The organism is Spirochaetota bacterium (assembly GCA_030154445.1).
Taxonomy (GTDB): Bacteria; Spirochaetota; Brevinematia; order Brevinematales; family Brevinemataceae; genus Brevinema_A.
The window spans coordinates 235,544-260,377 of sequence record JAGUQW010000002.1 but is presented as its reverse complement, the minus strand read 5'-3'; the positions used below and the strand labels follow the sequence as shown (position 1 = coordinate 260,377).

The following is a 24,834-nucleotide window of genomic DNA, read 5'->3' as shown; positions in this document are numbered from 1 at the left end:
TTTTTTATCATTTTTAGCAATTATTTAACTATCAAAAAGATCCTTTTCTAATGTAGAAAAGGATCTTTTTATTATTTATTAGAAATAAATGTAATTGGTATATATCTATCTGAATACCCGTGATATTGCATCCATAATGATATATCTTTTAAAGGCCATTTTTGATGTTCTGTTATATTCAAATTTATTTTGTTAGCTAAATCTACAGGTATTATTATAAATTTTTTGTTATTTTGTTGAGCATCTATATAATAATCAACTAATATTTGATCTCTTTGATAATATTGACCAGATTTATTTAAATTTTTTCTTTCTCTTTCGAAAACATTTATAAATATTCCTAATAATATAATTGGTAATAATAATTGAATAATTCTATTATTATTCTTATATGATTTAAAAATAAGATTGATCTCACATAACCATAATAGCCACAAAGGGTGATCAATTGGAGTATTTATTATAGATAAAATAACTATCCATAATAATGATACTATACACATAGATAGATACAAAAAATCTTCTTTTTTAAGAATTTTATTTTTAATAATTTTATAGATATAATACAAAATTATTAATCCACCAATGACCATACTTAAATCTTGCAACCATGGACCTTGTTTAATTCGATGTATAATTTCTATAATATCAAATGTTATATGTGGTGCTCTAGATGATGCTTGATTTGGTGATAATATTGTGTTTCTAAAAAAAGCAAAAAAAACATATACTATATGAGTTCCTAATAAAATTAATATAAAATTCTGATCTTTTTTAGATATTTTAGTTTTTTCAAAAAGATCAGGAAAGAATTTTTGTCCTAATATATAAAATACTAACATTATAGATAAACTTACTGTAATAAAATATGCTGTATCTATAATTTGAGTCCCTAAATAAAAGATAACTATCATTATTCCATAAGTTTGGAATTTATTATTCATCATTTTTAATGGTAAACAACATTTATAATAGTAATATAAGAATGGTAGCCATGCAAATAAAGCCAGTACAAATCCTCCTACAACTATACTAGAATATACCATATGAGAAGTAAATCTCTGCATATAAAAAGATAATAATATTATTATAAATAATTTAGTAAAATTATTTGTTTTTTGATTAACAGTCAGATCATTAATGATATATTGGGAAGAAACCCAATAAAAACAAATACTCATAATAATACCCATAATACTATTGATAATACGCACTGATAATAAATTATTACCTATACTAATTCCTAATATTTTACCAAAAATTTGACTAGGAATAATATACAAAATTTCACTAATATGTCTACCAGGATGCCACCCATATTCTAAAAAAAATAATTTGTTCAAAGGATAACTAGATCCATATATCCAATCATCACCAGATATTGGATGTATAATGATTTTAAAAAATAATAACAAACTAAGAATTATAATACCAAATAAAAGAAAGCTATTTATTATTTTTTCTATCTTTATAGGCCTGTTTCTATTACTTTGTTGATATTCTTTTTAGTCTATCATATTCTAACTCCCACATTACATATTATTATTTATAGCATATATTTATTCACTTATTTTGTCAATATTTTAAAATTAAACTACATAAATAATCATTTTTGCCGATACATTATTATAAGCTAAAATATACAACAATACTCAATGTAATAAGAATTTTATCTATATTTTACAAGGATGTAATTTTAGATAATATCATATTTTTATTGTATTACAAGAATCTATATAGAGAGGATATTAATGTTTGAAAAAGGTTTGTCCGTTTTTTATCCATTTCATGGATCTGGTCAAATCGTTGATATTGAGGAAAAGGAAGTCCTTGGTGAAAAAAGAGAGTATCTGATTATTGAATTCCCTCTAACCAATACAAAGGTTATGTTACCAGTAAACAATCTTCCATCTACGGGCTTGCGTCTTCTTGCAACGAAAAAGATGATCAAACAAAGTTTTGATATTTTAGCATCTGACGGAGATGTTAATGCGTTTGATTGGAAACAGCGTTACAAATTACATACAGAGATGATCAAATCAGGAAGAATTCTTGATATTGCTGAAGTTATTCGTAATTTACATCGAAGAAATATCGTAAAAGAATTATCTTCTACGGAAAAAAAATTGTATAATGATGCATTAGATATGATTGCTGGTGAAATCTCAGTAGTATTAACAAAAGATTCTGAAGAAATTAGAACAGAAATAGAAGCGATTCTAAACACACATGCTCCCAAGATCGATGACTAATATAAAACCTCTAAGAAAAATTCTTAGAGGTTTTTTAGATTTTTATTATCATATTTATTTTTATTAAAATTTTATTTCACAATTATTCTTGAATTTTACAGTATTATATATTATATTTAATATAATTACTTAGTATTTTATTTAGAGGTTATATAAATGAAAGATTTCAGATCCCTAACAAAACACACATTGCTACATCTTGCTGACAAAACAGAATTAATGTTTTCAGAATGTATGCTCTCTAATCAATCATTTGAAAAAATCAAACTTCCTACACAAGATTTAAAAATTAATTTTGATAACACTATTACTGTTCTTCCACAATCAAATGAAAGTATTTTAATTGTTTGGAATGCTGATTCTACAGAAGATGAACAATTAAAAGCATGGCAAATAAGTAATAAACTCGGTCTAAATATTTTAATACCAAATTATTCTCGTTCTTTATTTATTAATATAGCTATGTTAGAAAAATTAGATTTTTCTCTTTATAAAATTTATCAAAATAACACCAAAGTGTTATTTACAAAATATAATTATAATAAAATTTCTATATACCATGATATTAATCAATTAGATACAAATAAAAAAAATCAATTATTAACAGAACATTTTTCAAATTTATCTTCTTCAAGTAATAATTTTAAATTGTAAGGAATTATATGATAGATATTTCTATAGAACCCTCATCTAAAAATATAATAGAATTAAACGAACATTTTTTATCATTATTAAATACTTTTATTAAAGAATTATTAGAAGAATTTGAGTGTGGTAATAGATCTTGTTCTTTATTAATATGTGATAATATATTTATTCAAAAACTAAATCAACAATATAGACAAAAAAATTGCAGTACAGATGTGCTATCTTTTGCTTTTGATGATGAAAACGAATTTATCCTTGCTGAATCTTCATTAGGTGATATAATTATTTCATCAGAAACTGCTTTTAATCAATCTCAAGAATTTCAAGTAAGTTATGAAGAGGAGTTTATTCGTTTAACAATACATGGAGTTCTCCATTTACTTGGATTTGATCATGAGTTGGGAAAGAAAGAAGAGATAGAAATGTTTGAGTTACAAGACTATTATATGCAAACATTTATGCAAAAATATAACGGAACAGATAGTGCTTTGATCTAAAATTATACCAAAAAATCCTCCTAAAATTAGGAGGATTTTTATTTTTGGATATTTTATTTATTGAACAACAGCTAATACATTTTCCATATCGAGAAGAAGCATTTCTTTTCCTTCTACTTCAATTTGTGTTCCTGCATACTTGTCAAATACTACTATTTGTCCTACAGTTACAGTGACATCTTTATCACCAATAGCAATAACATTTCCTGTATTAGTTTTTTCTTGAGCTGCATTAGGGATATATAATCCACTAGATGTTTTTTCTTCTCCGGCTTTCACTTCAATAAGAATACGACTACCAATAGGTTTTACTGCCATTGTATACCTCCACGAATATAATAATTATTTTCATTCTTACTCTTTATATATAGCAATTTTCATGCCAAGAACTCTAAAATCTACTACTATCTGGATTTTTATTCCATTCTTTTAGTGATTCTTTAGTTAAAGCCCATCTGTCAGATCCCAATGTATACCAATTAGTAACATCTTGTTTGATAACTTCTTCATATCGATGATATACTATTTTCATCAATTGTTCTACAGATAGCTTATTTTTTTGATCATTAGAAATAATATTCATATCTAAATTAATAGCATAAATACCCTCTGAAATATATTGACTATATCCAAAACACAAAATTGAATTCATTTTCAAAGCCAAACTAGCCGTACCCTGAGGAACAGCAGCTTCTTTATTAAAAAAAAGAATAAAAAGAGGATCAAACCAATATGTTTGATCGGCAACCAAAGCTACACTTCCTTTATTTCTCATATATGTTAATAAAGATCTCATTTGAGAAATTTCATTATAAACAGTTTTTATCCCTAATTTTTTTCTTAAAAATTGAAGATATTTATCTATCCATGGATTAAATTGCCGTTCAACTAAACAAGCCAAAGGGATCCCAACTTGATTCATTATAGAACCTAATAATTCCCAATTACCATAATGTAACGAAAAACTAACAACCCCTGTAGATTGAGCATGATAAAATGATGCTATTTGATCACTTTGTATTATTCTTATATAAGAAATGATTTCTTGAAAATTCATTTTAGAAAAAGAAATCATTTCAAGTAATATACGAAATTCATAACTTACTATAATAAGAGATATTTCTTTTATTTCTTGTACTGAATATTTTTTTTCAGGAAAAATAATAGCTAAATTTTCACCTATTATTTTTTGTTTAATAGGAGCTATTATTAGTATAATAGCTCCTATTTTTTTTGATAAATTATAAATTTTATCATAAGGACAAAAGAAAGAAATAATATTAACTAGGGGTACTATTACTATCGCTTCTACAAACATCATTAGATATTGAAGATTAGAAAAATTTCTTTTAGCCATATTGCTATACCTTTTTAATCATATTATGATATTTCTTTGTCCATTATTTTAAGATCATTCTCTTTTTTAGCTTTTTTCAAAAGTTCTTTTTCTTCTTTTTCTCTTTTCTTTCTTTCTTTAGATAATTGTCGTTGTAATTTTTCTGCTGTTTTTTCTTCTTTTGCTATTTGCTTGTCTAATACAGATCTAGCTTTTTTATCTGCTAAAAAAACTACATCTTCTTGTTTTTTTAATACATCAAATTCTTTTTTATTTCTAATTCGAGATGCCATAACTCTTGCTAAATTTTGTACTGTTGAAGGAGCGTTATTTAATTGTAGCACTTTATCAAAATATTCCAAAGCTAATTTCAGTTGTTTTTTTTGAAAATATATAAATCCTGTCTCATATGTTGCCCATGCAACCGTTCCTACATCATTAGAAAAAATTTCTATAGCGTTAGTATAAAAATAAATTGATTTTGTTAAAAAATTTACAGCATATGCTGTTGCTGCTATATCTAAAACTCTATCTGTTGGGAGTTGTTTAAGTATATTTTTAGAGGGTACATACAAAGAATAAGGATTATAAGGAGGTAAGATTTCTTTAGTAATTACTTCCCCCTTTTTGGGTGGTTTGATTGTAGGATCTTTAACAATCATTGCATTAATTGGTGCAACAATATTTAATACAAAGAAAAAAATAATTACTTTTTTCATTTTCCCTCCATTTTTTCTAGTACATTTTTATATCGTTTTATAATTGTTTCATTATTTGGTGATAATTTCATCGCTATTTCTAATTCTTCTTTTGCTTCATCGTAAAGTTTATTATCAAAAAGAGCCTTACCTAAGCTATCCCTATATGCAGGATTTTCTGGATCCAGCTTTACTGCTTTTCGACAAAGACTCACTCCTTGAGCGATATCTTTTTTAGTCTCAACTAGAATATATCCTAAATTATTAATAGCACCAACATAGTTAGGATCTATCTCCAATGCTTTTCTCAGAGCATCTATAGCTTGATTTACCATGTTTCTTTCATAGAAAATAGCACCTAATGCAGAATATGCACCAGGTTCTGGTACTCCCGTTTGTAAGGCTTCTCTAAACGCTCTCTCAGCCTTACTATAAGCTTTTACATCAGCATAAGCTTTGCCTAAAAAGATTAAACAGCGTAGTCTCTGTCCTGGATCTAGTTTTGCATTTTTTGCCTGTTCTAAATATTTGATACCACTTTGATAATTCTTTGTACGAACTAATAATAGCCCTAAATAAAAACTATAAAGAGATTCTGTAGGATTCATTTCAAACATATCTGTTAATAACTTCACTGTGTCTGCATAATTGCCAGTTTCTGCACTTGTAGATAATAATTCTTCTAGTTTATTAACTAATTTTAGTTGAGACATATTCTAATCCTTTCACAAAAAATATACAGTGTATAAATATAATAACAAACTTTATAAAAGAAATCAAATTATTGCTCTATAGATATGAGTAACAGTTTGATATTTTAGATTTATAAATAATAATTATTATAAATAAAACCCTGCTATACAGGGTTTTATTTATAATAAATTTTTAAAAAAATTAAACAATAATTTTTGATAAATAATTAGAAACATCCATATTCATAGATATTTCCATATAATTAGATAAAATTGAACTAATCTCTTTGGATTTACCTATAGTAACCAACATATCTATACTTAACATAACAATACGTGTATCCTTACCATACATAGATAGTAACTCTAATAACATAGAGTATGCTTCTTCAAATTGTTTTTTATATATTGCAATCCGAATTCTTCCAACAAAACCATATTTATCTTGAAATTTAGTCCATGCCAAGTTGTATTGTACTTCTGCTTCATCATATTGTTCTAAAGCAAAATAAATATCTGCAATTCTTGTCAGGATCTTTGGATTTTCAGAATCTCTTTCTAAGAGTTCTTTCCAAAAATAAATAGATTCTGCATATTGCTTAGATCCTCTTAGTGTATCTGCAATACCATATAACACAAAATTATTATTAGATGATGATTTGTATGCTTTTTGATAATATTCCATTGCTTTTGGAAAATCTTTGCGTAAACGATAAATATTACCAACCATAGTTATAATATTTATAAATTCAGGATAAAGATCTAACAATTGTTCCCAATAAATTAATGCTTGATCATAATTTTTACACTTATAATATAAATCACCTAGACCCATAAGAGCAAATTTGTTAGTAGATTGATTATCCAAAGTCATCAAATAATATTGTTCTGCTTTTCCAAGATTACCCAAATTTCTATACACATCTGCAATTCTAGTTAAAGCAAGAAAATCTTTGTTATCAACTTCAATATATTTCAACCACCAAGATAGCTCTTGTTGTCTATCTTTGATACCTCTATATGAATTAGCAATACCTTTGAGAGCAAGTTTGTTAGTAGAACTAAAATCTAATGCTTTGTGAAAATATTTAATAGCTTTACTAAATTGTAATTCAGCCCTATATATATTACCTATACCAGCATATATCTTTGCACGATTATAATCATCTATTTCTGTATTACTATTTTCTAACTCTAAATATAATTCAAGAGATTCCTCGTATTTTTTTTGAAGTGATAAAATTTTTGCCTGCTCAATTTTCATTTGAATTTCTGACATTTTAAACCCCTATTTATTTTGTATAAATATTAATTTTTTAGATTAAATTATACATTAAATAAAATAAAATTACAACCTTATTCTAGTAAAATATTATTTTATTTTCATACATTATAAAAACGCATATCTTTCATTAATATATTAAATTCTATCAAAAATGTAACATCTTTGATATATTCTAGATTTACAATATTAAAATAATACATAATATCTCTTAATATATCTAACTCAACAGCATTAATATTATCTTTTATACTCCAAAAGATTATACGTGCATTTTTTAACATATTACTATCTTTCATCTCAAAAGTTTTAAGAAGATATTTTTCTAATGCTATAGCTATAGGCTCTAGAAAAAGAATTGCTTCTTCTTTAGATGAGGCACTTTTTTTCAATAGCTCAGCTTCTTTGATAAACAATTCTATATCTTTTAAATTATCTTGATGTATCATGTTTTGCGCAAAATCATATATATTAGATGCGTAATAAAATACAAGAACTCTTTTTTCATATGGTAATAAAAAAGATTCTGCACCCCAAACAGCATTCAAAAACAATGCGTTTTCATCAAAATTTTTATATTTTTTTCTTTCTATTTCAAATTGAATACTACGAGCTATAAATCGAATTCTCAAATATAGGGGTAATGATGATAACATAGATGTTAACCAATTATTATTAATATTAGTCCAAAAATTTTGATCTTCAAATTCTAAATTATTAATAATCACTATTTTTCGCCATAATAATTTATTTGTACTATCATCATTGTAATATTGAAAAGCTATTGTATCACTAATACCCATATAATTAGTGAAATTCAAAATATATCTTTTTAATATTTCATCTTGCCAAATAATAGTGTATATAAATTCATTAGTACCTTGTACAGTAACCTCTATACCTTCATGAATCACTAGCCAACAAATATAAGTTATGAAATTTTCTTTGTAAATTCTATATTTATTTACACTAAGATCTAATATAGTGGCTCCATTACCTTCAGATTTGATATTACTATAAGATTGAGATAATATATTACGACATTTTACACTTGTTTGAGGATCTAATATATCTTTTGCAAATTCATAAGATCTCACAGCATACAAAATATCTTGTATTGTTTCTATACCTGATATATCAGAAAAAAACCATCCACAGCTAGTATACATCAACATCGCATAGCGTAATGATTCCATCATTTGAAGAACCTTACTTTTTTCTAATTCTGATAATATTTTTTTTTGATGTTTAGTGAAAAAATATTCATATGATTCTTGTGTTTTTTGTGTCAAAGGAATAAAATAGTCATTTCTTGCCTCCCATATATCAACAATAAGATCACTGGAGTGTTTTTCTACATTTTTATACAATTCATTTCTTAGTAAGTCAAAAGTTTCTCTTAATGGCTCTCTCCATTTTTGATTCCAATTTTCACCACCACCTGTATGACACCCACAATCTCTAATCCAACGACCAACTCCATGAACACAACTCCATGACGATCCCTCACCACGATCTCCAAGATATAATTCACATTCTTCTTGTGGAGGATTTTCTACTAAAAATTTGCCATAATTAGTAAAAACAATCTCTGAATTAGTATCTTTAGTTATATCATAAATCACTCTTGCCAAAGACATATTACCATACGATTTGTGATGTCCATAAACTTCTCCATCTGTGGCTGTATGGACTAATTTTGTTAGTTTATTTTGTTTGTTAAACTCCTCTTTAATAGTATTCAAAAGACGATTTGAATCTTCTAATAAAGTGCCAAAGCTAATTTCTGATGCGAGTAGAGGATCATAAAAAAATATTGCTAATTTACCATTTTTAGTATTCAGATAATATGGTTTTGTAGAATCGATCTTACCACCTAAAACATTTATAGTGTGTTCTTTTGATATAATTTTTTCAGCTTGATAAGGTGATAGTATCACAAATTTTATTCCACAATCTACCAATATACTAGCAGTTTCATTATTGATAGCAGTTTCACTAAGCCATATCCCTTCTGAATCTCTCCCAAATCTCATTCTGAAATCTTTTAAACCCCACAAAATTTGAGTGTATTGATCTTTGTTTGTAGCTAAAGGCATAATCATATGACTATAAACTTGAGCAATAGCATTACCATGTCCGTTATTTCTGTATACAGAAATCTTATCACCTTCTATAATTTTATGTAAAGTTCTCGGATCAGCATCTTGTTTTTCCATCCAAGATAATAATGTTGGACCTATATTAAAAGATAAATATTCAAAACAATTTATAATTTTAATAATTTCATCATTTTCAAAAACTGGTGTTCTAGTACATGCTGCATAGCATTCTGTGTTAATTCTAATATTCCAATCATTATAAGGGTACGCAGATTGCTGTCTATCAACAAATCCAGTCCAAGGATTCTCTCGTGGTGGTTGATAAAAGTGTCCATGTAAGATAAAATTGTTTTGAGACATTTTATACTCCTGATATTTTATAATACTCTGTTTAATACTATATTTTTAATATTTTTTACTATTTTTAAGATACTAAAATTTACAAAGATAATACATAAAATACCTTGATTTTTTTATAAAAAAAATATATACTGAACAATGAATTTACCTTGGAGAGATGTGTGCAAAAATTATTTGATTACTATATTCCTGAAGATATAGTACATATATCTAATATTTTATTATCTTATAATCATGAATTAAGATTAGTTGGCGGTGCTGTTAGAGATTCTCTACGAGGTAAACAAGTTTCTGATTTTGATTTGGCAACATCCGCTACTCCAGAACAAATACAAAAAATATTTCAATATAATAAAAATTATCTTTTAATACCTACAGGAATAGCTCATGGCACACTGACTTTAGTTGTTAATAAAAATAACTATGAAATAACTAGCTATAGAATAGACGGCATTTATTCTGATAATAGACATCCTGATCAAGTATCTTTTACAACTTCTCTTGAAGAAGATCTTTCTCGTAGAGATTTTACTATTAATGCCATTGCTGTAGATCCTATTACACGAGAAATCATTGATCCTTTTAACGGTCAAGACGATATCAATAAAAAAATTATAAAAACTGTTGGCAATCCTACACAACGTTTTAAAGAAGACGCTTTACGCATGCTCAGAGCTTGTCGTTTTGCAAGTAAGTTAGAATATCAAATTAATACATCTACCCAAATCGCTATCAAAGAATTATCTTGCAATATCAATGAAGTATCACAAGAGCGTATTCGTGATGAAATAATGAAAATATTAAGCAGTAATAAACCTTCTATTGGATTTAATTTATTACACGATCTTGCATTATTACCTATTATTCTACCAGAATTGGAAGAAGGTTATGGGGTAGAACAAAATGAATTTCACAAATATGATGTTTACCGACACAATGTAGAAACATGCAATCATATGAACAAAGACAATCTAATTGGAAGGTTAGCAGCTTTATTACATGATATTGGAAAACCTCGTGCAAAAAAATTTGCATTAAAAATTGGTAATGGAAATGTTTTTTATAATCATGAAATTATTGGTGCTAAAATGACTAAAAATTTGATGAAACGATTAAAGTTTTCTAATGAAGAAATTAATACCTGTGTTTTATTAGTAGAATTACACATGTTTTATTATACCAGTGATTGGCATGATGGTGCTATAAGACGTTTTTTAAAACGCTTTGATGGTAATATTTATTTTTTAAACTTATTATTCAAATTAAGAGAAGCTGACCGTAATGGTAGTGGTACTAAAAAAAATAGCCCTTATATTCTTCAAGAATTTCGTAAACGAATTGATAATATATTAAAAGATGATGCTGCTTTGAAAGTTTCAGATTTGGATATTAATGGAACTCAATTAATAGAGTTATTAAATTTAAAACCCTCGCCTATTATTGGACAAATTCTTCATCATTTATTAGAATTAGTATTAGATGATCCAAAAATAAATACTTACGATGTCTTAATATCAGAAGCAACTGCATTTATTAATAGTAAATCTATATAAGCAGTATAAAATAACATTAGTTATATAGGAGATCTCACTATGTTACCAGCTATCTTGAAAAAATTACAAAATAATATGATTGCACAATCTAATATTATTGACCCAGAGTCTGTAGATGTCCTTTCTAACACGAGTTTATCTAACACAATGCTACTAGAAGTAGCAATATCTTTGATGGCTAAATCACCTAATTCTATTATTAAGATCATTTACCATATTATCAAAGACAATCCTTATGCTATTTTTTTATTTGTTGTTATATCTGTTTTTATATTCACAGTGTTTTTACGCTTTCTTTTTTATATCTTTACTCAAAAATCTAAAAATATGAAAAAACATCTTGGTCGAAGAATTTTTAACACATTACTATCATCCCGATTTATTCTTATAGGATTTTTATTAGGTATTATTATAGGAGTAGATTTTCTTAGAATTCCAAGCCCTATAGCAAATCTAATCAAAGGGTGTATGTTTTCTATTTTATTATGGATTTTTTATGTTATTACTAATAAAATAATATCTATTTATACTAGAGCTATCCTTATATCACATACGCATGGAGCAAAAATAAAGTTTTTTAAAAACAAAAATGCTTTTATAGTTATTGCTAGAGCTTGTCATATTACTTGGTTTCTATTTTCTGTAACTATTCTCTTAGGGCTATGGGGTGTAGAAATAGGTCCTATCTTAGCTGGTTTGGGTATTGCTGGTATCGTAGTCGGTCTTGCCTTACAAGATTCATTATCCCATATTGTTGGAGGTGTATCTTTAATGCTTGACGAAACATATACTGAAGGTGATTATATTATTTTAGATAACAAGAATGAAGGTATTATTTTTCAAATTGGGTATCGTAGTACAAAATTACGCACTTTTGATGAAGAAATCATCGCTATTCCTAATGGTCTTCTTTCTAAAATGGTCATTACTAATTTATCACAACCTGTAAAAAGAATTCGAGTGAATCTTTTTTACAAAACATATGCTGAAGATGCAAGTGTAGAACAAATTAAAGAACTGTTAATACAGGCTGTAACAAACACATCTGCTATCCTTATTTATCCAGAACCTTATATTTATTTTTTAGAACCCAAAGGTAATTTATACTCTTTTAGACTATCATTTTATATTAGCTCTCCTCTGAATAAAATGTTTACTACAGATTTAGTTCAACAAGAAATTGTTAGATTATGTACTGTTCATCATATTCGTTTTGGTATTGATGAAAATATTATTCATATAAAAGATAAATAAGAATATCTTTTATTTTACTGTCAAAGTATACTATCTTTATACAAGTGTCTCTTAATTACTTGTATAAAGTATATTGATCCTATAGATTTTACTATCACTTTTATAAAAATTCAAAATTTCCAAATCCAATCAGAGGTATTTCATGACTCGCCCTACAAAAAGTAATATAGAAGACTCTTCAGAGCAACCTATAACTCCAATAATATCAACAGATATAACTGAATCAAATCTAACTACTGAAAAATCTCCCCCATCTCCTAAAGTAAAACTTCACATGAAAAGAAGTGAATTTCAACTTAAAAAAAATACTTCTAATCCTTCAAAAAAACCTTCATTTCATAAAAATGTAGAAGAAGAATATCCAACTGTAACAATAGATTTTGAACAATATGGAAAACAACTTTTTAGTATTTATGAACGCTCTAGTGATCCTACAAAAATAAAAGAACAAGTGTTTTCAGAAGATTTTAAATTTTTATTTATTAATCAATTAAAACAATTAGGTATAACAGAATTACTTATAATTGCAAATCATCTTAAATTAGAAAACTGTGAAAGTATGCATACACAAGAACTAGTTTATACTATTTTAAGAAAACATACAGACAACAAAGGTATTATCTATGGTGGTGGAACATTACAATTAATAGACGGTGGATTTGGATTTCTCAGATCTCCTCGATATAGTTATTTACCAAGTTCTGATGATATTTATGTATCTCCTTCTCAAATATCACTATTTCGTTTAAGAAGTGGAGATGTACTTCAAGGACAAATACGCCCTCCTCAAAAATCTGAAGAAGAAAAATTTTTTGCTATGCTCCGTGTAGAAAGTATTAATGAAAAATCTGCAGAGGTAGCTCGTAAAAGAACTCTATTCTCAAATCTTACTCCTATTTTCCCTAATCAACCAATAAAATTAGAACGAAATCCAGCCAATCTAAGTATGCGTATGATGGATATTTTCACTCCTATAGGTAAAGGACAGCGTGCCTTGATTGTATCTCCTCCGAAAGCTGGTAAAACTACTTTATTAAAAGAAATTGCTAATAGTATCACAACTAATCATCCTGAAATCAAATTAATTATTTTCCTAGTTGATGAAAGACCTGAGGAAGTTACTGATATGCAACGCTCTGTAAAAGCTGAAGTAGTATCATCTACCTTTGATGAACCTGCTCAAAAACATGTAAATGTTGCTCAAATGGTACTAGAAAAATCTCGTCGTCTTGTCGAAAGTGGCTATGATGTTGTTATTTTATTAGATTCTATCACAAGACTTGCACGAGCATACAACCAGGTAGAACCTTCTACAGGGAAGGTATTATCTGGAGGTATTGATTCTGGTGCATTACACAAACCTAAAAAATTCTTTGGTACTGCTCGTAATATTGAAGAGGGTGGTAGTTTGACAATTATTGCCACAGCACTTGTTGACACAGGATCAAAAATGGATGATATTATCTTTGAAGAATTCAAAGGTACTGGAAATATGGAAATGAATCTTGATAGAAATCTTGCAAATCAGCGTACTTTTCCTGCTTTTGATATTAAAGTGTCTGGTACTCGTAAAGAAGAATTATTGTTAGATCCTATTACATTAGAGCGTAGTCAAATGTTGAGAAAAGTATTTGCGAATATGTCTAATGATGAAATTATTAACAAGGTCGGACAATCTATGAAACGCTTTCACACTAATGAAGAGTTTCTTAACAATCTCCAAATGCTTGGAAAATTATAAAAAATACTTATTAATTACATCCTTGTTAAATCAGCTACCAAAAAAATGTCTTAAGAAAAGTATCCTTTACTACTCTTAGCTCGTCGTATAGACAAAATAGAAGCATTAACACACTATATTGTAAAGTAGATATTCTAGATATAAGCTCTTTTCAATCTGCAATTAAAGAAGCTGATTTTTTAAATGTTTCATCCTACAGATACAGCTATTGTTGATGCTTATAATATCTGGAAAAATAATAAGAGTAGGTCTTGATCCTCAAGATATAGCTAATGTAATTTCTTATATTTATAATCGTGTGGATATTGCCCCCCAACAAAATAAGATGCTTAAAATCACTACTTACTCAGTATACTAAATTTCTCAAACATAAAAACTCTGACTTATCAGAGTTTTTTTCTTTGCCATAATGATTTTAAATATATTGACAAATAGCTATACCCCTATTATAATACCTATAAAGAGATATTGGAGGATAATTCATGAATATTATTTATAAATTTCAAGAAATAGGTGGTCGTATTGCCGCACAAAGACATATGTCTGCTATTAAAGATGGTATTATTATATCTTTACCCGTAACATTAGCCGGGTCTTTATTCCTTATCATTCGTTTTTTCCCTATTCCTAATTGGGATACTTTTATGCAAACGATTTTTGGAGCTAACTGGTCTTTAGTATTGAGTTATCCTATTGCAGCCACTTTTGATCTTATAGGAGTCATTGCTTGTATCGGTATTTCTTATCGTTTATCAGAAAGTTATAAAGTAGACCCTTTATTAGGATCTATTATTTCTCTTTGTGGATACTTTACTATAGTCCCTTCATTTTTTTTACAAAACATTGAAGGAACAACAGAAATGTTAAAAATCACCAATGTTTGGAGATTTCAATATACAGGAGCAGCAAGCTTATTTGTTGTATTAATTACATCTATTTTTTCTACAGAGATATATAGAACTATTATTCAAAAAGGATTTGTCATCAAGCTTCCCGATATGGTACCACCTAATGTCTCCAAATCTTTCTTAGCAGTAGTTCCCGCATTTACTGTGCTTTGTACTATGTGGATAATTCGTTTATTATTAGCTTCAACTCCTTTTGAAACCTTACATAATTTAATTAACACTATCATTACTAGACCTATTACTTCTTTGGGATCAACTTTACCTGGTTATGCCATTTTAATTTTTTTAAAAGATTTATTTTGGAGTTTAGGTATTCATGGTTCTAACGCCCTCTCTCCTGTTTTTCAACCATTAGAAGCAACTTTTAGAGATGCCAATAGAATTGCTGCTCAAATGGGTGAACAATTACCTTATGTTATTAGCGGTCCATTGTGGAGAGAAATTTTTACTCAAATTGGTGGCGGTGGAAATACATTACCATTAGTCGTTATGTGTGCCTTTTTTGCAAAAAGCGAAAAAATAAAATCTATTGGAAAATTATCATTAGCTCCTGGAATTTTTGGTATTAATGAACCTATCATTTTTGGTTTACCAATTGTTCTCAATCCTATTATGATTATTCCTTTTATATTATCCCCCTTGGTAGGTGTTTTAATAGCCTATACAGCAACCTCTATAGGGCTTGTCGCAAGAATGCCTGGTATTGATATCCCTTGGACTACCCCTCCTATTATTAACGCTTACCTTTCTTCTGGTGGGAAAATTTCTGTAGTTATTTGTCAAATAGTGATAATTGGTATATCTGGTTTAATTTATTTTCCCTTTTTCAAAATAATGGACAAACAAGCTCTTCGTGAAGAACAAGAGCAAATAATAGAAAAATAATATATAATAGAGGTTTTTATGTATAATTTCAACAAAACTATAAATCGTCTGAATACTTATTGCTCCCAATGGGATTTTGTAAAAGATAGATTTGGTAAAGAAGGTTTACTTCCTTTTACTATTTCAGATATGGATATACAAACTTCTCCAGAAATACTGGAAGCACTACAAAAAAGAGTTGCCCATGGTATTTTTGGATATACAAGATGGAATCATGCTGATTACAAAAATGCAATTATATCTTGGTATCAAAAACGATTTGATTGTTCTATCAAAGAAGAGTGGATCGCTTATTCTCCTAATGTCATGTATGGAATTGTCAGGATTTTATCTCTGTACAATCCTCACAAAGATCCTATCTGTTTGATTACACCTTGTTATGATGGATTTATGAAAATATTATCTGCAAATAAATATCCAATTAAGCCTATTCATCAATCACTTATCAATGAAAAATATCACCTTGATTGGAATGATTTAGAAAAAGCACTTAGTCAAAGTAAAGTTTTTCTTCTTTGTAATCCCAACAATCCTAATGGATATTTATGGAGCAGAGAAGATTTGACTAAAATCATTGAACTGTGTAAAAAATATCAAGTGATGATTATTTCTGATGATATTCATATGGATTTTGTATACAAACCTGCTCAATTTATTCCAATTATAAAAATTGCACAAGAAATAGATTATTTAGATAATGTAGTAATTATAACTTCTAGTGCCAAAACATTTAATCTATCTAGCATTGGTGGAGCTTATATTATTTCCCCTAATACTAATAAATTATCAGAATATATATATATACTAGGCAATGGTGATAGCTTAGGTTCTACATCAGCATTGTATATAACATCCTTAATTACAGGCTATAATGAATCTGAAAAATGGGTTGATCAATTAACAGAACATTGTCAGCAAAATATTATTTTTCTTAAAGAATACTTACAGCAACAATTACCTGCTCTCAAGGTAATTGTACCACAAGGTACTTATTTTGCATGGATTGATTGTAGTAATCTAGGAATATCTATGACAGAAATTCAAGAAAAACTTATTAATATTGGTAAAGTAGCCATTATGGATGGTGATAGATATCAAGAATCTACTCCGTTTTTAAGAATGGTCATAGCCTGTCCTAGATCTAAAGTTGAAGAAGGCTTAAAAAGATTAGTGGAAAGTTTGAAATAAAATATCTCTAAACTTTATTAAATAATAAATTACTATTAACTATAATTTACAAAAAACAATCAAAAATAAAAAAAAACCTCTAAGTTAAGAGGTTTTTTTATTTAATATTTTAATTTTCTTTTCTAACTAATAAAGAAAGTAATTCTACATGATGAGTTTGAGGAAACATATCTACTAAATATAATTCTTTCAATTCATATTTTTCTGATAAAATTCCAATATCTCTTGCCATCGTAGAAACTTTGCAAGAAGAATAAATAATTTTCTTAGGAGCGTACTCTAATAATAGTTCTCTTGTTGCATCATCCATACCGGCACGAGGCGGATCTACAATAATAACATCGGCTGAACCTATTTGCTTGAGACATTCCCCGGCATCACCTAACATGAATTCAACATTAGATATAATATTATTAATTTCTTTATTATGATTCGCATCTAATACAGAAGATTTTGCGATCTCCACTCCTATCGTTTCTTTAGCATGGAAAGAGACAAATAAAGTAATCAAACCTATCCCACAATAAAGATCAACAATTTTCTCACTTTTTTCTTGATCTAAAAAATCAACAATTTTTTCTATCCAGAATGGTACAAGATAAGGATTAACTTGAAAAAAGCTGTCTTTTGATATTTTAAATTTGATAGATTGATTAGCAGCAGTGATTGTTTCGTATACAGCTTTATCTTCATAATCCTTCGTTGGAACCCAGTAAACTCCAATTTCATCAGTAGTAGTTGCTCGTACTTTAAAATTATGTTTTGGAAATGGATATTCTTCTAAGTTTTCTAAATGTTGTATTTTCATAGAATTTAATGCTTTTGAAATAATAGGCATTTCTAAAGCACATTTTTTGATATCAACAATTGATTTAGAATCTTTACGAAAAAAACCAATAAGTTCACGTCTTGGATTTACTTTGTAAGTCATATTATTACGATATTCAAAATCTTTAGGAGATTTTAAAATACCAGATAGAGGAAAAGTAATATTTCCAATACGTTGAAAAGTTTCTTCTACTAATTGTTTTTTGATTTCTAATTGATTATCATAATTTAACATTTGATAATCACATCCCCCACACATACTAAAATATTCACAAGTAGGATCTTTTCGGAGAGGGGATTTTTCAATAATTTCAAGTGGATCAGCCATAGCATAATCACTTGCTTCTTTATATATTTTAACTTTAACTAATTCACCAGGCAACACATAGCGAACAAACAATACTTTCCCTGTAGAATCATAAGCCAAAGATGGTCCTTCTCCTGCAAATTTTTCAATACGAACAATTTCTTCTCTTTCTACAGATTTTAATTTACGAGATTCTTTACCACTAAATTCCATTTATTCAGCCTTATTATTATTTTCATGTTTTTTTTTCATCGTTTTTTTGATAATAACTTCATCAATTCTTCGTCCTTGAAGAGATATAGTTTCAAAATACCATGGTTTTTTAAAGACAATATCACCAATTTTCGGCATTCTACCTAATTCTTCCATCATAAAACCACTTAAGGTTTTAGAATCTATATTTAAAAAATCTAATTTTAGTTCTTCAAAAAGATCATCAATATCACAAAGTCCATTTGCTAAAATACTTCCATCAGATAATATTTTGAAATCAATTTCACCTTCATCAACAACTTCACCTACAATTTCTGAAACAATATCTTCTACACGAAGTACACCTACTATTCCACCATATTCATCTGCAACAAAAGCTAAAGGCATATTTCGTCGTTGCATTTGTACAAGGACTTTTTCAAGATAAGCTGTTTCTGGCACAAAAAATGCTTCTTGTACATATTGAAATACTGTATCTTGAGGATCTGCATTAATAAGATCTTTTGCTCGTACTCTACCAATAGGTTCATCAATCCTAGATTGATATACTGGTAAAATAGAAATTTTATGTTTTTTCATAATATCTAATGTATTGAATACTGTTTGATTTTGTTCTATACATACTAATTGTGCAAGTGGTGTCATAGCTTCACTTGCTTGAATTTCTCTAAAGCCAAGAATATTATTAATAAATTTTCTTTCACCTGTATTCAATGCTCCACTTTTCAAAGAAATATCTAACAATCCTTGAAATTCATTTTGAGCCATACCTAATTCTATTTTTTCATGATATCCAATTAAATAGGAAAAAATTTGAGCAATTTTTCTAAAAATCCAAGCAATAGGAAACATAACAATATATAAAACAAACCAAATACTCGCAAAATGGTATGCCAATACATCTGCAAAAGGATGTCCTAAGGATTTGGGTAGTACTTCTGCAAAAACCAAAGTGCATGGTGTCATAAATAAAGTAGCCCAAAAGGGAACCCAAAACATAGGGACATGTACAGCTTCTATAAATATTTTAGAAACAAATAAAGTGCTAAGAATAATAGTTACATTATTCAAAATAACAATACTTGTAATAAATTGTGATGATCTTTCTACAAGAAAAATTAATATTTTTGCTGTGAATTCACCTTTACTTTGTCTAGCATATAATAATATTTTATTTAAGGATAAAAAAATAGTTTCACTACTACCAAAAAATCCACTTAATAAAAAATTAATAGCAGCATAAAAAAAATAAATCAATGCTAATTCTATATCTATATTTGTAATAAATTCCATTATGATTTCAACCTCACTGAAAGGCTTTCTATTCTTGTCGAAGATCTTTCTCTTACGGTAATTATTACTTGATCATTTTCAAAAGTATAATATAATGGAGGTAATCCACCAGAATGTTCAATTAAAAATCCTGCAATTGTTTCATATTCTTCACTAGCAAGTATAGTAATAAATTTTTCATTAAAATCAATAAGAGATACCTCTCCCTTAACAATAAAACGATTTGGTAATTGTTGTGCAATTTCTTGATCATCAAAGTCTTCATCAACTACTTCTCCAACTAACTCAGCCATAATATCACTAAGTGTAATTATACCTAAAAATTCACCATATTCATCTACTACAGCTGCCATATGAATATTTTTTTCTCTAAAATCGTCTAACAAAGATCCTAAGGTTTTAGATTCTGGTACAAAATAAATAGGTCTAATATATTCTAAAATAGAATGATCTAATTCCACTCGATCTCGAAATTTAACAGCTATATCTTCAAAGAAAATAACTCCAATTACATTACTATCCTGTTCTTTATAAACAGGAATTTTACTATGCTGTTCTATTATTAATTCATCTCTTAATTCCATTAATGTAGATTCTGCATCCATTGAAAAAACTCTTGGTCTTGGAGTCATAACTGCAGTAACTTTACGCTCTGCAAGAGATAATATACGTCCAATTAATATTTTTTCTTCTGTTTTAAGAAATTGACCTCGAGAAACTATATTATATAATGCTCTACGCCTATCATCTTTACTTTCAACTTCTGGTAATAAATGTTCAAATTTATTAGTAAGCCATATAGAAATATTATTAATAGGTGTTGCAATTTTTGACAAAGATACAGAAATAAATTCTAAAGGAGCTAAAATAATAGGAATAATACTAATGACTTGTGCACTAGCAAATGATTTTGGGAGAATTTCTCCAAAGAAAATAACAATTCCTGAGACAATAATAGTTAACCATATTAAATTAAAATCAAAACCTAAAGTGTTAAACAATGTTTCAAGAATAGTTATCAATAAAATATTAGTAGTTGTATTAGCTATTAAGATTGTTGCTAATAATAAAGTAGCCTTTTTTAGCAATTTACGAATCACCCTAACATCTTGTTGTTTAAATGTTCTAATTTTTAATTCATCTAAAGAAAAAAAAGCGGTTTCTGAAGCAGATAAAAAAGCAGATATTCCTATCAAAAAAATAGAAAGAATGAATAATATAAAACTTATATCCATTTATAACCTAATCAAACTAATTCTAAAACATCAATCACATGCCCAATAATACTATTTTGAGTATCATTAGACATAAATGGATGCATTGGTAAACTCAAAACTTTTTCAGACATATCCTCTGCAACAGGAAATGAACCTTTTTTGAGTCCTAAATATGCTAAAGCTGATTGTAAATGTAAAGGTTTTGGATAATGAATAGCAGTAGGAACACCTCTTTCTTGTAATAAAGATTTTACCTTATCTCTTTGTTCAATTTTCAAAGTGTATTGAGCCCATACATGTCTATCTGTAAATTTTTCTCTTTTTAATGGTATTGCTTTAGAACTAATAAAATGTTGTGAATATTCAAGTGCTATTTCTTCTCGTCTTTGTAATTCTTGATCATAATACGGTAATTTTGCCATTAATACAGCAGCTTTAATTGTATCAAAACGAGCATTAACACCTACATATTGATGTTGATAACGCTCTACTTGACCTTGATTTAATATACTAGAACATTTTGCAGCAAAATCAGCATCTTTAAAAAACATCATACCACCGTCCCCAAAAGTACCTAAAGGTTTTGCTGGAAAAAATGAAGTAGTGCTAATTTCAGCCACCCCTCCAGATTTTTTTCCATTATAGATAGTACCAAAACTTTGTGCAGCATCTTCCATATGAAAAATATTATGTTTTTTTGCGATTTCGTTAATTTTATCGAGATCAGAAGTTTGACCAAATAAAGAAACTGATATTATTCCCTTAGTTTGTGGCGTAATAGCTTGTTCTATTTTAGAAATATCCATATTACAAGTATCTGGATCAATATCTATAAAAACAGGTTTTAATTTTAAGAAAGAAATCACTTCAGCTGTTGCAAAAAAAGTAAAAGGCGTTGTAATAATTTCATCACCTTCTTCAAGATTCATTGTATATAAGGGAATCATCAATGCATCTGTACCCGAAGATACAGCAACAGCGTGAGTATTTGTGTAACTACTCATCCATTCTTCTAGTTCTTTTACATCTTTGCCCATTATAAAATCATTACGCTTTAATACATTTGAAATTCTTTCATCAATGTCTGTTTTATAAGCTTGATATTGAGCTTGTAGGTCAATAAATGGTATCATATTTCTCTCTCTTAGTGTATATTTTAACTACGTAATAATAAACTCGGTTTTGCTTTCACTCGTTTTGTTGTTTCTTCTAAGTTAGTCACAATAGTTCTGATACTATGAGCTATATTTGGATCTTTAAGAATAGATAATGGGGCATTTGCAGAATTTATATCTTTAAGAAATAAATCTAAATTACTTAAGCTACGTTGAGTATCATTTAACATTACTTTAAATTCTCGATCACTTACTGTGGCTAATTTTCTATCAATATTAGCCATAGTAGAATTAAGATGTTTCGATATAGAAGCAGCATTAACTAATGTTGCATTAATATTTGTCTGATTTTCATTAATAATAGTATCAACTTTAGAAAGTACATTATTAACAGAACCTATAATTCCAGAAATACCTACAGTTAATCCTTCATCTGTACCAGAATTCATAGCATCTCCAAACATCCCAAGGATAGAATTTATAGATATTGGCGTAATTCCTTGGAGAATAGTGTTTTTTTCTATAAATGGAGCTAAGCCTGTATAATTTTCTACAGCTAAGTATTTTCCACCAACAAAACTAGTAGAAAAAATTTCAAAGATAGCATCTTGATTGATTTGATATTTTTTTTCAATTAATATTTTAACAATTAAAATAGAACCGTCTAATTCTATTGATTCAACTTGTCCAATATTTTTCCCAGATCCAACAACAACTTTTGATCCAACAACTAATCCATCTAAATTATTAAATTTCAAATAGATAGTATACCCACCTTTCAATCGATTAACAAGTTTATCTGCAAAAATAACACTAATAAGTATACTAGATAAACCTATAGCCATAAAAACACCTATAAGCATGTAATTAGGCTGTTTGCGAATTGTACGAGACATAAACGTTCTCCTCCCCTCTTAATCAGTCATAGGGCCATGTGGTAACCCTTGTAAAAATTGAACCATATAAGGATCTCTTGTATTTTCTAAATCATTCACTGTGCCTGTAAAAATAATTTGACCTTTATATAATAAAACTACTTTATCTGCAATACGCTTTACACTAGCCATATCATGAGTTACTACAATGGATGTTGTTCCAAGTTTTTGCTTTACAGTAACAATTAATTCGTCAACTAATGCTGTCATAATAGGATCTAAGCCTGTAGTAGGTTCGTCAAATAGTAGAATATCAGGTTTTGCAACTATTGCTCTTGCTAAAGCTGCTCTTTTACGCATACCACCAGACAATTCTGAAGGCATTATATTCTGTAAACCCTCTAAACCAACTACATCTAAACAATACTCAACTCTTTCATCTTTTTCTCTATCTGCCATATGAGGAGTTAAATGATCTAAAGCAAAAATTAAATTTTGTCCTACTGTTAGTGAATCAAAAATAGCGCCATTTTGAAATAACATTCCTATATGAAGTCTAGTTTTATACCACTCTTCTTCGGTAGCATAAGTCATATTTTTATCTTTGATAATAATAGAACCAGAATCAGCATACATTAATCCAGTAAGATGTTTTAATAAAACACTTTTTCCTGTTCCACTTTTTCCTACAATAACAAAAGTTTCACCTTCTTCAACATTAAGACTTAATCCGTTAAGAATATGTTTGTCTCTTAATTTTTTTTTGAGATCTTTTATTTCAATAATATTATTTTTCATTACTTTCTCCTACAACATTAAGAAAAAAGTACCAACAACATAATCTACTAAAATAGTAGTGCCTGTACCAACAACAACAGCTTTAACTGTAGCATTACCAACACCTGCTGATCCACCAACAGTACGAAATCCGTAAAAAGTTGCTATTAAAAGTAAGATCAAACCAAATATTGTTAATTTAAAAAAAGATTCAATATAAAATCGTAAAATCAAAATAGATAATCCACTTTGAAAAAATGAATAAGTAGGTACATCATGAATAAGAAGCATTGAAATCCAAGCTCCTATAATACCTATAAGAATAGCAATAGTACCTATTATAGGTACTGTAATCATTCCTGTAAGAACACGAGGCACTCCTATATATTCTTCAGGATTTATAGACATAACCCGTAAAGCGTCAACTTGCTCTGTAACAACCATGGACCCTATTTCAGCAGTAACAGAAGAGCAAATACGACTTACAACAACTAAAGCTGTAAGTACAGGTATCATTTCACGAACAAGAGCTATCACCACTCCTCCACTTACTAGAGAAGCAGAACCACTAATAACATAATTAATAGCAGCACCCATTTGAATTCCTGTTATTGCACCCATAAAAAATGAAGCTATACAAATAATAGGCATTGCTGAGATACCAATATGGACTACTTGGAGTAAAAATTCTTTTCTATATTTAAGTATAGTAGAAAAACCTTTGAGGATTCTTAAAGAATAGGCACCAAATTCACCCAGTTCAATTAATACTCCAATTAATACTCCAAATTTTTTTTTGTTCTTTACCATTAT

At 28.1% G+C, this 24,834-nt stretch carries 23 protein-coding genes; 9 read left to right on the top strand and 14 right to left on the bottom strand.

Annotated elements, in window-relative coordinates; translation table 11 throughout:
• Window positions 1–71: 71 nt before the first annotated feature.
• Window positions 72–1,415, bottom strand: a complete 1,344-nt coding sequence (locus KFW21_01350; protein MDK2818080.1) for a hypothetical protein — start codon at window positions 1,413–1,415, stop codon at window positions 72–74.
• Window positions 1,416–1,751: 336 nt separating this feature from the next.
• Between KFW21_01350 and KFW21_01345 the strand changes: the two genes are divergently transcribed.
• From KFW21_01345 to ybeY, 3 genes are all read left to right on the top strand, one after another.
• A complete protein-coding gene (locus KFW21_01345; GenBank protein ID MDK2818079.1) occupies window positions 1,752–2,252 on the top strand; it encodes a CarD family transcriptional regulator in 501 nt (166 codons plus the stop codon).
• Between the two features lie 156 nt (window positions 2,253–2,408).
• Complete coding sequence (locus KFW21_01340) at window positions 2,409–2,906, top strand: hypothetical protein (protein MDK2818078.1); 498 nt, start codon at window positions 2,409–2,411, stop codon at window positions 2,904–2,906.
• Between the two features lie 8 nt (window positions 2,907–2,914).
• On the top strand, window positions 2,915–3,397 hold the full coding sequence (ybeY, locus tag KFW21_01335) for an rRNA maturation RNase YbeY (protein ID MDK2818077.1): 483 nt from the start codon (window positions 2,915–2,917) through the stop codon (window positions 3,395–3,397).
• A gap of 57 nt (window positions 3,398–3,454) precedes the next feature.
• Here the strand turns inward: ybeY and KFW21_01330 are convergent, their stop codons facing one another.
• The 6 genes from KFW21_01330 to KFW21_01305 all read right to left on the bottom strand — a co-directional run bounded on the left by KFW21_01330 (window position 3,455) and on the right by KFW21_01305 (window position 9,867).
• Window positions 3,455–3,715 carry a co-chaperone GroES gene (locus tag KFW21_01330; GenBank protein ID MDK2818076.1) on the bottom strand — a complete coding sequence of 87 codons (261 nt, stop codon included), beginning with the start codon at window positions 3,713–3,715 and terminating at the stop codon, window positions 3,455–3,457.
• 73 nt (window positions 3,716–3,788) lie between these two features.
• On the bottom strand, window positions 3,789–4,754 hold the full coding sequence (locus KFW21_01325; protein ID MDK2818075.1) for a lysophospholipid acyltransferase family protein: 966 nt from the start codon (window positions 4,752–4,754) through the stop codon (window positions 3,789–3,791).
• A 23-nt stretch (window positions 4,755–4,777) separates the two neighbouring features.
• Window positions 4,778–5,452 carry a tetratricopeptide repeat protein gene (locus KFW21_01320; protein ID MDK2818074.1) on the bottom strand — a complete coding sequence of 225 codons (675 nt, stop codon included), beginning with the start codon at window positions 5,450–5,452 and terminating at the stop codon, window positions 4,778–4,780.
• A complete protein-coding gene (locus KFW21_01315) occupies window positions 5,449–6,144 on the bottom strand; it encodes a tetratricopeptide repeat protein (GenBank protein MDK2818073.1) in 696 nt (231 codons plus the stop codon). The genes KFW21_01320 and KFW21_01315 overlap by 4 nt, the downstream gene beginning before the upstream one ends.
• A 181-nt stretch (window positions 6,145–6,325) precedes the next feature.
• On the bottom strand, window positions 6,326–7,402 hold the full coding sequence (locus KFW21_01310) for a tetratricopeptide repeat protein (protein ID MDK2818072.1): 1,077 nt from the start codon (window positions 7,400–7,402) through the stop codon (window positions 6,326–6,328).
• Window positions 7,403–7,506: 104 nt separating this feature from the next.
• Complete coding sequence (locus tag KFW21_01305; protein ID MDK2818071.1) at window positions 7,507–9,867, bottom strand: DUF3536 domain-containing protein; 2,361 nt, start codon at window positions 9,865–9,867, stop codon at window positions 7,507–7,509.
• Window positions 9,868–10,028: 161 nt separating this feature from the next.
• Between KFW21_01305 and KFW21_01300 the strand changes: the two genes are divergently transcribed.
• From KFW21_01300 to KFW21_01275, 6 genes are all read left to right on the top strand, one after another.
• Entirely contained in the window at window positions 10,029–11,420 is a 1,392-nt protein-coding gene (locus KFW21_01300) for an HD domain-containing protein (protein ID MDK2818070.1), read from the top strand.
• Window positions 11,421–11,459: 39 nt separating this feature from the next.
• On the top strand, window positions 11,460–12,674 hold the full coding sequence (locus KFW21_01295; GenBank protein MDK2818069.1) for a mechanosensitive ion channel: 1,215 nt from the start codon (window positions 11,460–11,462) through the stop codon (window positions 12,672–12,674).
• 274 nt (window positions 12,675–12,948) lie between these two features.
• Entirely contained in the window at window positions 12,949–14,415 is a 1,467-nt protein-coding gene (gene rho, locus KFW21_01290; protein ID MDK2818068.1) for a transcription termination factor Rho, read from the top strand.
• 214 nt (window positions 14,416–14,629) lie between these two features.
• On the top strand, window positions 14,630–14,773 hold the full coding sequence (locus tag KFW21_01285) for a hypothetical protein (protein MDK2818067.1): 144 nt from the start codon (window positions 14,630–14,632) through the stop codon (window positions 14,771–14,773).
• 124 nt (window positions 14,774–14,897) lie between these two features.
• A complete protein-coding gene (locus KFW21_01280) occupies window positions 14,898–16,208 on the top strand; it encodes a PTS sugar transporter subunit IIC (protein MDK2818066.1) in 1,311 nt (436 codons plus the stop codon).
• 18 nt (window positions 16,209–16,226) lie between these two features.
• Entirely contained in the window at window positions 16,227–17,396 is a 1,170-nt protein-coding gene (locus KFW21_01275) for an aminotransferase class I/II-fold pyridoxal phosphate-dependent enzyme (GenBank protein ID MDK2818065.1), read from the top strand.
• A gap of 109 nt (window positions 17,397–17,505) precedes the next feature.
• Here the strand turns inward: KFW21_01275 and KFW21_01270 are convergent, their stop codons facing one another.
• Genes KFW21_01270 through KFW21_01240 form a run of 7 tightly spaced genes read right to left on the bottom strand, consistent with a single transcriptional unit; the run spans window position 17,506 to window position 24,831 of the window.
• Window positions 17,506–18,744 (bottom strand): class I SAM-dependent RNA methyltransferase, encoded by a 1,239-nt coding sequence (locus tag KFW21_01270; GenBank protein ID MDK2818064.1) that lies wholly within the window; start codon window positions 18,742–18,744, stop codon window positions 17,506–17,508.
• Window positions 18,745–20,037, bottom strand: a complete 1,293-nt coding sequence (locus KFW21_01265) for an HlyC/CorC family transporter (GenBank protein MDK2818063.1) — start codon at window positions 20,035–20,037, stop codon at window positions 18,745–18,747.
• Window positions 20,037–21,272: an HlyC/CorC family transporter gene (locus tag KFW21_01260; GenBank protein MDK2818062.1), complete on the bottom strand. Its 1,236-nt coding sequence runs from the start codon at window positions 21,270–21,272 to the stop codon at window positions 20,037–20,039. The genes KFW21_01265 and KFW21_01260 overlap by 1 nt, the downstream gene beginning before the upstream one ends.
• 11 nt (window positions 21,273–21,283) lie before the next feature.
• Window positions 21,284–22,387 carry a DegT/DnrJ/EryC1/StrS family aminotransferase gene (locus KFW21_01255; protein ID MDK2818061.1) on the bottom strand — a complete coding sequence of 368 codons (1,104 nt, stop codon included), beginning with the start codon at window positions 22,385–22,387 and terminating at the stop codon, window positions 21,284–21,286.
• 23 nt (window positions 22,388–22,410) lie between these two features.
• Window positions 22,411–23,265: an MCE family protein gene (locus tag KFW21_01250; GenBank protein MDK2818060.1), complete on the bottom strand. Its 855-nt coding sequence runs from the start codon at window positions 23,263–23,265 to the stop codon at window positions 22,411–22,413.
• Window positions 23,266–23,283: 18 nt separating this feature from the next.
• Window positions 23,284–24,042, bottom strand: coding sequence for an ATP-binding cassette domain-containing protein (locus KFW21_01245; protein MDK2818059.1), 759 nt, complete (start codon window positions 24,040–24,042; stop codon window positions 23,284–23,286).
• A gap of 9 nt (window positions 24,043–24,051) precedes the next feature.
• Window positions 24,052–24,831 (bottom strand): ABC transporter permease, encoded by a 780-nt coding sequence (locus KFW21_01240; protein ID MDK2818058.1) that lies wholly within the window; start codon window positions 24,829–24,831, stop codon window positions 24,052–24,054.
• Between the last annotated feature and the right edge of the window lie 3 nt (window positions 24,832–24,834).

Excerpts from the sequence above, each read along its gene's own strand:
- KFW21_01345 (MDK2818079.1), top strand. The coding sequence starts at position 1,752 with ATGTTTGAAAAAGGTTTGTCCGTTTTTTATCCATTTCATGGATCTGGT.
- KFW21_01340 (MDK2818078.1), top strand. The coding sequence starts at position 2,409 with ATGAAAGATTTCAGATCCCTAACAAAACACACATTGCTACATCTTGCT.
- ybeY (MDK2818077.1), top strand. The coding sequence starts at position 2,915 with ATGATAGATATTTCTATAGAACCCTCATCTAAAAATATAATAGAATTA.
- KFW21_01330 (MDK2818076.1), bottom strand. The coding sequence starts at position 3,715 with ATGGCAGTAAAACCTATTGGTAGTCGTATTCTTATTGAAGTGAAAGCC.
- KFW21_01325 (MDK2818075.1), bottom strand. The coding sequence starts at position 4,754 with ATGGCTAAAAGAAATTTTTCTAATCTTCAATATCTAATGATGTTTGTA.
- KFW21_01320 (MDK2818074.1), bottom strand. The coding sequence starts at position 5,452 with ATGAAAAAAGTAATTATTTTTTTCTTTGTATTAAATATTGTTGCACCA.
- KFW21_01315 (MDK2818073.1), bottom strand. The coding sequence starts at position 6,144 with ATGTCTCAACTAAAATTAGTTAATAAACTAGAAGAATTATTATCTACA.
- KFW21_01310 (MDK2818072.1), bottom strand. The coding sequence starts at position 7,402 with ATGTCAGAAATTCAAATGAAAATTGAGCAGGCAAAAATTTTATCACTT.
- KFW21_01305 (MDK2818071.1), bottom strand. The coding sequence starts at position 9,867 with ATGTCTCAAAACAATTTTATCTTACATGGACACTTTTATCAACCACCA.
- KFW21_01295 (MDK2818069.1), top strand. The coding sequence starts at position 11,460 with ATGTTACCAGCTATCTTGAAAAAATTACAAAATAATATGATTGCACAA.
- rho (MDK2818068.1), top strand. The coding sequence starts at position 12,949 with ATGAAAAGAAGTGAATTTCAACTTAAAAAAAATACTTCTAATCCTTCA.
- KFW21_01285 (MDK2818067.1), top strand. The coding sequence starts at position 14,630 with ATGCTTATAATATCTGGAAAAATAATAAGAGTAGGTCTTGATCCTCAA.
- KFW21_01280 (MDK2818066.1), top strand. The coding sequence starts at position 14,898 with ATGAATATTATTTATAAATTTCAAGAAATAGGTGGTCGTATTGCCGCA.
- KFW21_01275 (MDK2818065.1), top strand. The coding sequence starts at position 16,227 with ATGTATAATTTCAACAAAACTATAAATCGTCTGAATACTTATTGCTCC.
- KFW21_01270 (MDK2818064.1), bottom strand. The coding sequence starts at position 18,744 with ATGGAATTTAGTGGTAAAGAATCTCGTAAATTAAAATCTGTAGAAAGA.
- KFW21_01265 (MDK2818063.1), bottom strand. The coding sequence starts at position 20,037 with ATGGAATTTATTACAAATATAGATATAGAATTAGCATTGATTTATTTT.
- KFW21_01260 (MDK2818062.1), bottom strand. The coding sequence starts at position 21,272 with ATGGATATAAGTTTTATATTATTCATTCTTTCTATTTTTTTGATAGGA.
- KFW21_01255 (MDK2818061.1), bottom strand. The coding sequence starts at position 22,387 with ATGATACCATTTATTGACCTACAAGCTCAATATCAAGCTTATAAAACA.
- KFW21_01250 (MDK2818060.1), bottom strand. The coding sequence starts at position 23,265 with ATGTCTCGTACAATTCGCAAACAGCCTAATTACATGCTTATAGGTGTT.
- KFW21_01245 (MDK2818059.1), bottom strand. The coding sequence starts at position 24,042 with ATGAAAAATAATATTATTGAAATAAAAGATCTCAAAAAAAAATTAAGA.
- KFW21_01240 (MDK2818058.1), bottom strand. The coding sequence starts at position 24,831 with ATGGTAAAGAACAAAAAAAAATTTGGAGTATTAATTGGAGTATTAATT.